The following is a 13,237-nucleotide window of genomic DNA, read 5'->3' as shown; positions in this document are numbered from 1 at the left end:
ACGCACCGATTAAGACGAAAGACCGACCATGCCCAAACGTACAGACATTAAGTCCATCCTCATTATCGGTGCAGGGCCTATTGTTATCGGTCAGGCCTGTGAGTTCGACTATTCCGGCGTTCAGGCCTGTAAGGCTTTGCGCGAAGAAGGCTACCGCATCATTCTGGTCAATTCGAACCCGGCGACGATCATGACCGATCCGGACGTGGCCGATGCGACCTATATCGAACCGATCACCCCTGAGTTCGTTGAAAAGATCATTGCCAAGGAACGCCCCGACGCGCTCCTGCCGACCATGGGTGGCCAGACGGCGCTGAATACGGCGCTGGCGCTCGATGAGGCGGGCATCCTCAAAAAATACAATGTCGAAATGATCGGCGCCAAGGCCGAGGTCATCGACAAGGCCGAGGACCGCCAGAAGTTCCGCGAAGCCATGGACAAGCTGGGCCTCGAATCGGCCAAATCCGCCGTCGCCCACACCTGGGACGAAGCGGTCGAAGCTCTGAAATTCATTGGTGGCCTGCCGGCGGTTATCCGCCCGTCCTTTACGCTGGCCGGTACCGGCGGCGGCATTGCCTACAATCAGGAAGAGTTCAAGGAAATCGTCGAGCGCGGCCTTGATCTGTCGCCGACCACCGAAGTCCTGATCGAAGAATCCATCGTCGGCTGGAAAGAATACGAAATGGAAGTCGTCCGCGACAAGGCGGACAACTGCATTATCGTCTGTTCGATTGAAAACGTCGATCCGATGGGCGTGCATACCGGCGATTCGATCACCGTCGCCCCTGCCCTGACCCTGACCGACAAGGAATATCAGATCATGCGTTCGGCCTCGCTGGCGGTGCTGCGTGAAATCGGCGTTGAAACCGGCGGCTCGAACGTACAGTTCGCGCTTAACCCTGCCGATGGCCGCATGATCGTCATCGAGATGAACCCGCGCGTATCGCGCTCTTCCGCTCTGGCCTCCAAGGCTACCGGCTTCCCCATCGCTAAGATCGCCGCCAAGCTGGCCGTCGGCTTTACGCTTGATGAATTGCAAAACGACATTACCAAGGTGACACCGGCCTCCTTTGAGCCGTCAATCGACTATGTGGTCACCAAGATCCCGCGTTTTGCCTTTGAGAAATACCCCGGCTCTGAGCCACTGCTCGGCACCTCCATGAAGTCGGTCGGTGAGGTCATGGCCATTGGCCGTACCTTTGCTGAATCGGTACAAAAGGCCCTGCGCGGTCTGGAAACCGGCCTGTCAGGCTTTGATGAGGTCGCCATCCCCGGTGCCGATGCTCAGGACAAGCAAGCCGTCAAGGAAGCCGTCATCCGCGAACTCGGTCGCCCGACGCCTGACCGCCTGCGCGTCATTGCTCAGGCCTTTCGTCACGGCCTATCGGTCGAAGACATTCAGGCCGCCTGCCTGTATGAGCCGTGGTTCCTGCGCCAGATTGAAACCATCGTCGCTGAAGAAGCCAAAATCGGCGCGCTCGGCCTGCCTAAGGACGCCGCCGACATGCGCCGCCTCAAAGGTCTCGGCTTCTCGGATGTGCGTCTGGCCAAGCTGACGGGCCAGAGCGAGAAAGACGTTCGCGCCCACCGTCGCGGCCTGAACGTGCGTCCGGTCTTCAAGCGCATCGATACCTGCGCCGCCGAATTTGCGTCCTCGACGGCCTATATGTATTCGACCTACGAAACCGGTGCGCTCGGCCAAACACCTGAGTGCGAAGCTCAGCCGTCCGACCGCAAGAAGGCGATCATCCTGGGGGGCGGCCCCAACCGTATTGGTCAGGGCATCGAGTTCGACTACTGCTGCTGTCATGCCGCCTTTGCCTATAAGCAACTCGGCATCGAAGCCATCATGGTCAACTGTAACCCCGAGACGGTTTCGACTGACTATGACACCTCTGACCGCCTGTACTTCGAGCCCCTGACCGCCGAAGACGTGCTGGAACTGATCGCCGTTGAACAATCCTCCGGCGAACTGGCCGGTGTTGTTGTTCAGTTTGGTGGCCAGACGCCTCTGAAACTGGCGCAGGCGCTTGAGGACGAAGGCATCCCCATCCTCGGCACCTCACCAGACGCTATCGATCTGGCCGAAGACCGCGAACGCTTCCAGCAACTGCTGCAACAGATCAACCTGAAACAGCCGGTCAACGCCATTGCCCGCACCCCCGAAGAAGCCTTCGCCGCGGCCCATAAGGTTGGCTATCCGATCGTTATCCGCCCGTCCTATGTGCTGGGTGGCCGTGCGATGGAAATCATTCGCGACGACGAGCAACTGACCCGCTATGTGCGTGAAGCGGTTCAGGTATCGGGCGACTCCCCCGTCCTGATCGATCAGTATCTCAGCGCGGCCATCGAAGTCGATGCCGATGCGCTGGCCGACGGTTCCGGTGACGTGTTTGTTGCGGGCATCATGGAACATATCGAAGAAGCCGGTGTGCACTCGGGCGACTCCGCCTGTTCTCTGCCGCCCTTCTCGCTTAAGCCTGAAACCGTCAAGGAGCTTGAGCGTCAGACCGTTGAACTGGCCCGCGCCCTGAACGTCAAAGGTCTGATGAACGTTCAGTTCGCTATCCTGAACCCCTACACCAACCCGGAAATCTTCGTCCTCGAAGTCAACCCGCGCGCCTCGCGTACCGTGCCGTTTGTCGCCAAGACGCTCGGTCAGCCTCTGGCTGGTATCGCTGCCAAGGTCATGGCCAATGAGCCTCTGGCCGGTTTTGGTCTGACACCACGCGACTACAACCACGTGGCCGTGAAGGAAGCCGTCTTCCCGTTCGCCCGCTTCGCCAATGTCGATACGGTGCTTGGCCCTGAGATGCGTTCGACCGGTGAGGTGATGGGTCTTGACTGGGTGCGTGAAGGCGAAACCATTCTCGACGCCTTTGCCCGTGCCTTCGCCAAGGCGCAGTTAGGCTCAAGCGTCAAGCTGCCGACCAAAGGCAAGGTGTTTGTCTCGGTCAAGGATCAGGACAAGCCGGTCATCCTCGAAGCCGCCAAGACCCTGACCGGTCTCGGCTTTGAGATCGTCGCCACCGGTGGCACGGCGGACTATCTGGCGGAAAACGGCCTTAAGGTAGAACGCATCAAAAAGGTACTTGAGGGCCGTCCGAACATTCTGGATGCCATCAAAAACGGCGACATCGCTCTGGTGTTCAACACCACCGAAGGTAAGCAGGCCCTGCTTGATTCCTTCTCGATCCGCCGCACGACCCTGATGATGAAGATTCCCTACTACACCACAGCCAATGGCGCGCTCGCCGCCGCCCGCGCCATTGCCGCTACGGCCAACGGTGAACTGGATGTCCGTTCCATTCAGGAATACGCCTAAGCGCATCCCGAAAAGTGGAAACCGGTTTTCGGGTAAGATGCGCGACAGGATAAAAGCAGGGCCTCAGGCCCTGCACCCATCAGCCCTGAGGTGTGAAACATCGTCCATCCCCTTACATCCTCCCCTGTTTACGGGGGAGGTGTCAGCGCGAAGTCGCTGACGGAGGGGGCATTTAGATAAAAAGCGGAGACACATTCCCTGTGTCTCCGCTTTTTTTATCCTCCCTCTCCTTTCCGGGTAGAGGGCCGGGACGAGGGGTAACCCCCTGATTACTTAGCCACCTCAATACCAAAGGCATTGGCCGCCGCACGGAACACATCCGTATTATCGACATAATACCAGCTTGTTTCCGGCACATCATAGCGCGCCAGACCATCATGCTTCTTCGCCACTTTCAGGAAGTAATCCGACCCCGCGCCCTTGGCGAACAGTGGCACCAGTTCCCGCGTATGGTTATCCGTATGCCAGCGCACCAGCGGCAAACTACCCCGTCCCTGACTGATGATAGGCGAATGGGCCTTGTCGCCCGAATCCGGCCCCAGCAGCAGGCCGTTGCCATGATCGGTGGTAACAATGATCAGGGTCTCATCCCACGAACTGTTGGCCTCGACCCATTTCACCGCCGCTTCGACCGCCAGATTGAAGTCAACCTGCTCCTCCACCAGACGCGGCAGATTATTGGCATGCGCCGCCCAGTCCACGGCCCCGCCTTCGACCATCAGGAAGAAGCCGTCCTCGTCCTTAGACAATACATTGAGCGCCCCGCGTGTCATGGTCGCCAGATCAGGCTGGTTCTCAAGCTTGTCACCCGCTGTCAGGCCCGAACGCGAATATTGCAGCGTGGCATTGTTCTGCACCGTCCCAAGGATTTTCGACTTGCCCTTAAAATCAAGCTTCCCGTCAGCCAGAGCCTCAAAATCAGCCTTGGTTTCAATCAGCTTGTAAGGCGTTTTTCCGGCCTTGAGGTCACCCCAGACGTCCTTACCGCCGACATAACGAAACGCCGCCTCAGCTGGTTCGGCTACCGGCTTGCCATCGCTGTCAAAGTACGGATGCCCCGCCCCCATGACCACCGTCGCCAGACCGGAGGTAACAATCTCCCGCCCGATTTCGGCATAGTTATTCCGGTTGATATTGTGCGCCAGAAAACCGGCAGGGGTCGCATGGCTTATCTGAACCGAAGAAATAACGCCCAAAGCCCGACCGCTTTCGACCGTATATTCCCCGATGTGCTTCAGCTTCTGGTCATTGTTCGACCAGTTAATGGCGCTGTTATAGGTCTTATGGCCTGACGCCAAAGCGGTCGCTGCGGCTGCCGAGTCGGTGACATTAGTGCGCGCATAGTCATAGCCGGTGAAAAAGCCTTTAAAATCACCAACCGTGCCGCCTTTGTAGACGCTGTCACTTTTCGCATCATCCCAGATACGCTCAGGATCAAAGGTCACAGCGCCTTCATTACTAAGGGTCGGCGTACCCGATGTATTCAGCGGATGGGTTGAAGCATAGAGCTTTACATCAAACTTGTCGTAGGCTTCCTTTCCACGTCCGCCAAACCTGTAAAAGCTGGCCGCGTCCCAGGTGTTCGGGCTGGCCCCGTCGGAAATCATGACAATGACGTTCTTCGCCCGCTTAGGCGTTTCCTGTGCCATGGCACCGGTGACCGTCAGGGCCCCCAGCGCTAAACCAACCACCATAGGAGTGAAAATACGCATTCGCTATCCTTTCACGGCAATAACGCCAAACATACCCGCCGAGTAATCCCGCCGCGCAACAGTTTGATGACAAAGCCTGAAATGCGCAAACAAAAAGCCCCGAAGTCACCTTCGGGGCTTTGAGATTATCGTCAGACCAAACGGCTTAGTTGACGTTGGCCGGAGCCGGTGCCTGATTGTTACGCTCGATCGTCAGGGCAATCAGCTTGTCCCACGACAGAAGCGAGGTCAGGTGCGCATAGATATGCATCAAAGCGCCATTGTCACGCAGTTCCACCAGCTTTTCACCCGAAAGGGCGTTGAGCTTGGCTTCATCAACCGCGAAATATTCGGCGATCTTTTGCGGCTCACCTTGCGTCCCATCGGGGTTGTTCGGGCGGTACAGGGTTTCGCGCGGGGCCAGCAGATCAAGTTCTTTCAGCAGATTGACGAAAGACTCGGTGCGGCGGCGCTCGTTTTCAAAGTCCGTGCAGAACTGCATGGCGTTATCGACAAAAGCTGTCGGCTTGCCACCTTCAAAGAAAGGCACGTCAGGGTTAGTGGCGGTGATCACCGAAGCTTGCGTATCGACACACAGGATCATGCGCTGATCCTGATCGTCGTTAGCAAAAACGAAGGGATAACGACGCGCAAACGCCGGCAGATAGGCGTCCGGACGGAACACACCTTCAGGCGACACAAACATGTTCTGACCGCTGGCCAGCCCCATGGCCGCTACGGGCATACGGGTGTCACCGATGAACACGATCGGATAGCTCAAAGAAGCGGCCGGGAATTCCGCAACCGTCAAAGGCACTACATTGGTTTCCGCCACAAAGGCATGCGGCGTCGTCGAAGCACTGATGCCAAGCGCACCGTGCGCTTCGAGGCTCAGAGGCTCGGGGTTTTTATAAAACAGTACATTCCCTGTCAGCAGGTTCTGATCCTGAGGCGCTTGGTCAACCATAATCGCTCTTTATCGTTAATGTGTGAAACTAAGGAACATCGCTTCTAGCGCAAGCTTAGGCCCTTACGCAAGATATTGTCTGATATTCCGCCGCCATACACCCTGCCGTGACTTAGACAGGGGGCAGAGGAGCATCCGGCCCCCTGTAATCAGAATCGGTACACCAGTCCCGTACGCAGGCTGCGCCCGGCCCCGACCACGCGATGCTTCTGCACAGACACATGCTCGCGAATCTCGACATCGCCGATATTGCGCACCTCGCCAAACAGCGACACGGACGGCGCGATATGATAGGCCGCAAACAGGTTGACCAGCGTATAGCCCTCGGTCGCGGTCTCAAATTCCGCCAGATTCTTGTCGGCATCGCGCACGTGGCGCACCTCAACCTGACTGCGCCACTTAACCCCTTCATACTCCAGCCGCCCTGTTAGTGCAGACGGCGATATCCGCGCCACATTGCCCAGGTCGCTCTTGCCGCGCACATAGTCATAGGTGGCTTCAAACCGTAAGGACTGCGCACCACGGCTCCACAGGTCACGCCCGACCTCCAGCTCAAAGCCGTGGAAATCGGCATCGGTCTGAACAAACTGATAGACCGGCAGATGGTCTTCTTCCGCACCGGTCGGGCGCAGATCGATATAGTCCTCAAAGCGGCTGGCGAAAATATGCGCATCGATGGTGAAGGCCGTGTGCTCATCCGCCGTCCAGTGACCGGTTAGCTCAAGGCTGGTGCCGACCTCGCTGTTCAGCGTCACGTCGCCCACCTCATAGGCACCTGTGCCGACATGGGGCCCGTTGGCCAGCAGTTCCACATCCGAAGGCGCGCGCTCAGACCGCGTCAGGCTCAGGCCAAAAAACGCATGGTCATTGGGACGCCAGAAACTGCCCGCCGACACCGACAGATTATCGAAATCGCGTGAAAAGCCTGTCGCGCTGACCGTCTTGCGATCGACCCGCACCCCGCCCTCAAGCCCCCAGACCTCACGATCCCAGCGGAACTGCCCATAGATACCGGCATCCTTCGTCGTGCTTGACGGCACAAAGGCCTCATCGCCCTGCGCCTCGAAATCGCGTTCAGACAGACTTAAGCCCACCGCCCCGCTCAAAGCCCCCATCTGGCGGCGGATCAGATTGGCCCGCACCTCATAGCCTTCCGAGAAGAACTGTGTACCGACCTCATGACCTTCATATTCCGTGTGCTGATAATCGGTATAGCCCGCATCAACCTCAATGCGGTTGAAACCGGCAAAGGCGACATCCAGTCCGGAACGCACATCATAGCGGGTCTGCTTCAGCCCAATGGTCACACCCTCGTCGCCGTGTTCCTCATGGTCGTGGTCGTGGTCGTGATCATGTGCGTCCTCCTCATGGGCATGCACATGGCCCGGCACGCCATAGCGGCTATCAGTTTTTTTAACCGCCAGCCCGACAAAGCCGGATGCACCGACAAAGGAAATCCCGGCCCCGTAGTTTTTCAGATCAACGCCCGAATTGCCCTGACGGCGGGCGCTGTCCGGTTCTTCGCCCTCCAGATCAGTCAGATAGCGCGACTCCGGCCCGACCGGGGTTTCATAGTCATCACTTTTTCGGCGCAGCACATCAAAGGTCACCACCACCGGCCCGTCACCGATCTTCGCATTGATCCCTAACTGCTTGCCGTTATTGCCGCTCGATACCTGTGCCGTGGCGCGGCCTTCAACGCCGTTTTTGACGGGCGTCGTGGCAATCCGGTCGTCGATAATATTGACGACGCCGCCAATGGCATTGCCGCCATAGATCAGCGCCGACGGCCCCCTGAGCACCTCAATACGCTGCGCCTCAAGCGGATCGGTACCGACCGCGTGATCCGGCGACATGGCCGAGGCATCGACCGACCCCATGCCATTATTCAGCACCAGCACGCGAAACCCATCCAGACCACGAATAACCGGACGGCTGGCACCGGGCGCAAAATTCGATGACCGCACCCCCGGCAAACCAGCCAGCAGATCCCCCAGCCCCTGCGCCGGTTTTTCGCTCAAATGATTGCGCGTCAGTACATCGACATTGCTGGTCAGGGCATGTTTGGAAACGCCATAGGCCGTGCCGGTGACGATAATCTCGGTGACCTCATCCTCAGCCACTGTCTGCGCCAAAGCCCCTCCCGCCATAACCAGAACCGGCACACTGGCCCCAAGCGCCAGAAACGAGCAGAACAGACAAGACGACAGACGAGACATGGGAAACTCCGGAGTCACAGACGCACAATCTACTCCCGTTATGTAATAACATAATTCAAGTCAAGCCTGAAAACCCTTTACGATTGCACTTCGCGTTGTCCGACACTACATTACGACCATGACTCACGCCGCCTGCGATCACGATCATCATCACGACCATGCCCTTGACAGCAACGGCATTGAGGCGCGCCTTGCCGAAGCACAGGCCCTGTGCCTCGCCGCCGGTGAGCGCATGACCGCGCCACGCCTGCGCACCCTTGAGCTGGTGTTGGCGCACAATGGCCCCATCAAGGCCTATGACCTGATCGACCGCTTTCACCCCGAAGGCGCGGCCAAGCCGCCGACCGTCTACCGGTCTTTGAGCTTTCTTGAGCAGATGGGCCTGATCCACCGCATCGAAAGCCTCAACGCCTTTGTCGCCTGCCACGACCACACCGAATCCCATTCAGCGGCTTTTTTGCTCTGCGAATGTTGCGGCAAGAGCGAGGAAGTGGCCTTAAACCTGAGCGGCATCACGCAAAAAGCCCTCGAAAGCGACTTCAAGGTCGAACGCGTCACCATCGAAGCCAAGGGCCGCTGCAAGGCCTGCCGCTAAAGCCAATGGAAAACATTACTGAAACCATTGGGGCGCATCGCGTGCTGTTTTTCGCCGGTCAGGGCGAATTACTGGGCGCAGACGTTAATACGTTTCTGGGTGAGGCGTGGGGGCAGGAGGCCGACTGGGTCGCCATTCCTGTTTCACGTCTGCGCCATCAAAAATAACTCAGGCCATCCGCTCAAAATAAAGCCCGATCAGCCGCTGATAGGCATCTGCCAGATCATACAAATCCTTCACCGGTGTCGCTTCATTGACCTGGTGCATGGTCTGCCCCACCAGCCCAAACTCCACCACCGGACACAGGGCGCGAATGAACCGCGCATCCGACGTGCCACCGGTCGTTGACGGATCGGCCTCAACCCCCAACTGCTCGCGGATCGCATCCTGAATAAGGTCAACAAAGGCCCCGCCTTCGGTCAGGAACGCCTCACCGGAAATCGCCGCTTTCACCTCAACCTTCGCCCCTGAGCCTTCAGCCGCCTTCGCCGCCACCCCTTCAATCCACGCCTGTAAGGCCGCGCCCGAATGGGCCGGATTAAAGCGAATATTGATCCGCCCCGAAGCCGCCTGCGGGATCAGATTGGTCGTCGGATTAGCGACATCAAAGGTGGTGATCTCAAGGTTTGACGGTAAAAACCGCTCATAGCCATCATCCAGCACGCGAGCTTTCAACTCGGCCATGATATCCACCAGCACCGGCACGGGATTAAGCGCCCGCTGCGGATAGGCGACATGGCCCTGCTTGCCGGTCACCGTAATCGTCGCATTGATCGAGCCGCGACGGCCGACCTTGATCATATCGCCCAAAACGGCACTTGAGGTTGGTTCACCCACAATACAGTGATCGATCACCTCACCGGTTTCCTGCAACCACTCAACGACCTTTTTAGTGCCATCAAGCGCCTCGCCTTCCTCATCGCCGGTAATCAGGAACGATAGCGACCCCGCCACCTCACCGATGCGCGACACAGCGGCAATCCACGCGGCAATCCCGCCCTTCATATCGACTGCCCCGCGCCCGGTCAGCACACCGTTTTCGACCGCCGCCGCAAACGGATCGGAGCGCCAGCCCTCTAACGCGCCTTCGGGCACGACATCCGTATGACCGGCAAAACAGAGATTGGGCGAGACCTCACCGCGCCGCGCATAGAGGTTTTCGATCTCACCGAACCTCAGGCGCTGACAGCGGAACCCGAGCGCCTCAAGCGTACGCTGCACCTTGTCCATGGCACCGGCATCGGCAGGCGTCACCGACGCATGATTAATCAGGCTCTGCGTCAGCGAAACCGGATCAAGCTCTGTTACAGAAGGTTTTTGTGTATTCGTCATGCGCTGTGGTGTAAGACGAGGGCGACCTGAATGCAAAGGCTTTTGTATTGAGCCACTCCCTCCGTGTGTGTGTTTTTGCGGATTTAACATCGTGACCGATCCTGCTCCCGAACCTGAGCCAAAAGGGCCCTTTTCCATCCCCGCCTACCGGAATTTCTGGATCGGCAGGCTGGCGGCCGTGCTTGGTTTCTCCTCCCAGAGCGCTGTCATCGCCTGGCAGATCTATGAGATCGCGCGCCGCGATTCCTCCATTGCCGAAGCCGCTCTCTATGTCGGCATCATGGGACTGGCGCAGTTCATCTCGATGTTCTGCCTGACCCTGCCCGCAGGCATTCTGGCTGATCGCCATGACCGCAAAAAAATCATGGGCTACACCATTGTCGCTCAGGCCCTGATTGCCGCAGGCTATCTCGGTCTGTCGCTGATGGATCATCCGCCGATCTGGGGCCTGATCGCCCTGGCCTCGGTTTTGGGGGCCACGCGCTCGCTGATTGCGCCCGCCACCTCGGCCATTGCCCCGATGATTGTGCCGCGCCGCCTTCTGCCCAATGCCATTGCCTCAAACTCCATGGCCATGCAGATCGGCTCCATAGCCGGCCCGGCCATAGGGGGCGGTCTTGTGGCCATTTCCACCGTCTTTGCCTATGGCGTCAGCGCCGTTCTTTTTGTCATCGCTGGCGTGATGATCATCACCATGAAGGCCAACACAAAACCCGAACCCCAGACCGGCTCAAAAATCGCCATGGTCAGGGAAGGTCTGGTCTATGTCTGGACCAATAAGATCGTTCTCGGCGCGCTATCGCTTGACCTCGCTGCCGTCCTGCTCGGCAGCGTCACGGCCCTGATGCCGGTCTTTGCCAAAGACATCCTCCACGCAGGCCCGATAGGTTATGGCGCCTTACGCGCCGCACCGGCCATAGGGGCGGTGCTGGTGGCCTTTTATCTGTCGCGATACCCCCTGCGCCACAATGCCGGTAAATGGATGTATGGTGGCGTCGCCGTATTCGGCCTGATGACCATCCTGTTTGGCCTCTCGACCAATATCTTTCTGTCCGTGGCGGCGCTGGCCGTGCTCGGGGCCTCTGACATGATCAGCGTCTATGTGCGCGGCACGCTGGTGCAGATTGTCACCCCTGATGCCATGCGCGGCCGCGTAGGCTCCGTGTCCTATCTGTTTATCGGTGCCTCTAATGAACTCGGTGATTTTGAAACCGGCCTGATTGCCCGCCTGTTAGGCCCCGTAGCCGCCGCTCTGTTTGGCGGGGCTGGTGCCCTGCTCGCCACCGGCGCGTGGGTCAAACTCTTCCCGACCCTCTATAAGGCCGACCGACTGGAATAGGCCGTTATCCTCATCTCTGATGGGTCAGAGTGGCGGGCCCATCTTTAAACAAAAAAAGCCGGATAAAACCAACGGGCCGCCCCGAGGTTTTATCCGACCGCTTTGATACATATTGAAAGTACACTGAGGCCACCGGCCGAAGGACTTTCAATATGAGGTTATTGGCTGCCACGTGTGGAGGACAAAGCCGGCTTCAAGGCCACATTACGTTGCGTACGCTCGGACTTGGCCACAAGCTTATTGGCGTTTTCACCGCTTTCGTACTGATAGGGTGAGGCCTTCATGGCCAGCGTCTGAGACAACTGGTTGTCCTGGGTGCGCTTGGTGTCGGCCATGGCAATCATGGAGTCGATCTCATGCTTGCGCGCCTTGAAGGTCACCAGATCATTGCCCGCCAGAATCGTGCCCTGCGGCACCTTGGCGTCACGCGGATTGATCGGACGGTTCTTGTGCCACACTTCGAAATGCAGGTGCGGGCCGGTCGAATTGCCCGTTGAGCCGACATAACCAATCAGTTCACCCTGCTTGACACGCTGCCCGGGTTTTACAGCAATACGCGACAGGTGGGCATAGCCGGTCTGCCATTCCTTGGTATGGGTTACACGCACCCAGCGGCCATAGCCGCCCCACCACTTGGCATCGGCCACAACACCGTCACCGGCGGCATAGACCGGCGTCCCCGTAGGCGCACCAAAATCAACACCGGTATGCATCTTGCGGAAGCCCTGAATCGGGTGGGTCCGCATGCCATAGCCTGAGGTCTGGCGCGGAGCCGCTACCGGCGTCGCCAGCAGGAAGCCCTTGATATTCTTGCCGGTCTCGTCAAAAAACTGATGCTCCTTGTCGCCCTTACGCTGGAAGGCATAGAAACGGGTGACATTACCCTTGGCGGCGATTTCGGCATAGAGCAGATTACCGGTTTCCACTACGCGACCGCTTTCGGTCACCTTGCGGTCGAACACCAGTTTAAACGTATCACCGGCCTTGATGTCACGTTCGAAATCGAGCTTGTGAGCGAACAGTTTCACGACCTCGCCCGTCAGGCCCGGAGGCGCTCCAAGGGCGGCGGCTGAGGTAAACAATGACCCGTCAATCGTGCCAATGGCCACGCGGCGCTCATCGCGCACGGACTCCTCAAGCGCCCTGAGTCGCATGGCGCCGTCATGACTTGTGGTCAGGGTAAGCTGCTTGGCCGGGCCGGTTCTGAGCGTCAGCCCCAAAAGCTGTGCCGTCTCGCGTGAACCTTCCTGAGGCTTGGCGATTGCGGCCTGAAAGCTCATGCCCTTGTTGATATTGACGACGTCAAACGCCTGAGACAACAGATTGACAGCGGCCTGAGCCTCTGAATTGGAAACGCCTGTACGGGCCACGGCCTGCGCCAGACTTTCACCGGCGCGCACGATCACCGGCACATTGACCGGCTGCGCGAAACCGGGACGCGACGCCGCTTCGGTAAGGGCACGGGTCTCAAGCGCCAGAATGGCTGCCGGATCCATTTCGGTCGCTGTTGCGGGCATGGGCTGAACTACCCGCCATAACAGCGTCCCGACAGTCAGGGTCGCCGCCGCCAGAAAAATCATTGGCGTAAGGCGAACAGGCTGTCGGCGTGGGTCAAGTTGAGTCATCAGTCCCCGTCATACAGATGCACACCTGAAGGAAAGGATCGTGAACTACGAACGCTTCACCGCCCGAAATGTCCGATCACCCCGCAAGTAAGTGCATACGGTGATTCATTTCGGCATATTATAAAAATATGCACAAAAAGCCAG

At 58.4% G+C, this 13,237-nt stretch carries 9 protein-coding genes; 4 read left to right on the top strand and 5 right to left on the bottom strand.

The window, feature by feature from the left end; all coding sequences use genetic code 11:
* Nucleotides 1–28 precede the first annotated feature (28 nt).
* On the top strand, nt 29–3,325 hold the full coding sequence (gene carB / locus E5201_RS03195; RefSeq protein WP_140984547.1) for a carbamoyl-phosphate synthase large subunit: 3,297 nt from the start codon (nt 29–31) through the stop codon (nt 3,323–3,325).
* A gap of 269 nt (nt 3,326–3,594) precedes the next feature.
* On the opposite strand, the gene E5201_RS03190 is transcribed toward carB, so the two are convergent.
* The 3 genes from E5201_RS03190 to E5201_RS03180 form a co-directional block, all read right to left on the bottom strand.
* Nucleotides 3,595–5,037 carry an alkaline phosphatase gene (locus tag E5201_RS03190; RefSeq protein ID WP_140984546.1) on the bottom strand — a complete coding sequence of 481 codons (1,443 nt, stop codon included), beginning with the start codon at nt 5,035–5,037 and terminating at the stop codon, nt 3,595–3,597.
* 145 nt (nt 5,038–5,182) lie between these two features.
* Nucleotides 5,183–5,983, bottom strand: coding sequence for a SapC family protein (locus E5201_RS03185; protein WP_140984545.1), 801 nt, complete (start codon nt 5,981–5,983; stop codon nt 5,183–5,185).
* A gap of 149 nt (nt 5,984–6,132) precedes the next feature.
* A complete protein-coding gene (locus E5201_RS03180) occupies nt 6,133–8,202 on the bottom strand; it encodes a TonB-dependent receptor (RefSeq protein ID WP_140984544.1) in 2,070 nt (689 codons plus the stop codon).
* A 118-nt stretch (nt 8,203–8,320) separates the two neighbouring features.
* On the opposite strand from E5201_RS03180, the gene E5201_RS03175 reads away from it, so the two are divergent.
* The gene (locus E5201_RS03175) at nt 8,321–8,797 is read left to right on the top strand and encodes a Fur family transcriptional regulator (protein ID WP_140984543.1); all 477 of its coding nucleotides are present in this window, start codon (nt 8,321–8,323) and stop codon (nt 8,795–8,797) included.
* Nucleotides 8,798–8,802: 5 nt separating this feature from the next.
* Nucleotides 8,803–8,964, top strand: coding sequence for a hypothetical protein (locus E5201_RS14755; RefSeq protein WP_181404512.1), 162 nt, complete (start codon nt 8,803–8,805; stop codon nt 8,962–8,964).
* Nucleotide 8,965: 1 nt separating this feature from the next.
* Here the strand turns inward: E5201_RS14755 and dapE are convergent, their stop codons facing one another.
* Entirely contained in the window at nt 8,966–10,129 is a 1,164-nt protein-coding gene (dapE, locus tag E5201_RS03170; RefSeq protein WP_140984542.1) for a succinyl-diaminopimelate desuccinylase, read from the bottom strand.
* A gap of 91 nt (nt 10,130–10,220) precedes the next feature.
* Between dapE and E5201_RS03165 the strand changes: the two genes are divergently transcribed.
* Nucleotides 10,221–11,468 (top strand): MFS transporter, encoded by a 1,248-nt coding sequence (locus E5201_RS03165; protein ID WP_246050366.1) that lies wholly within the window; start codon nt 10,221–10,223, stop codon nt 11,466–11,468.
* A gap of 158 nt (nt 11,469–11,626) precedes the next feature.
* On the opposite strand, the gene E5201_RS03160 is transcribed toward E5201_RS03165, so the two are convergent.
* Entirely contained in the window at nt 11,627–13,093 is a 1,467-nt protein-coding gene (locus E5201_RS03160) for a M23 family metallopeptidase (RefSeq protein ID WP_140984540.1), read from the bottom strand.
* Between the last annotated feature and the right edge of the window lie 144 nt (nt 13,094–13,237).

The organism is Asticcacaulis tiandongensis (genome assembly GCF_006475605.1).
In the GTDB taxonomy this organism is placed as follows: domain Bacteria; phylum Pseudomonadota; class Alphaproteobacteria; order Caulobacterales; family Caulobacteraceae; genus Asticcacaulis; species Asticcacaulis tiandongensis.
The sequence above is the reverse complement of the archived record's forward strand: the minus strand, read 5'-3'. Positions and strand labels throughout refer to the sequence as shown.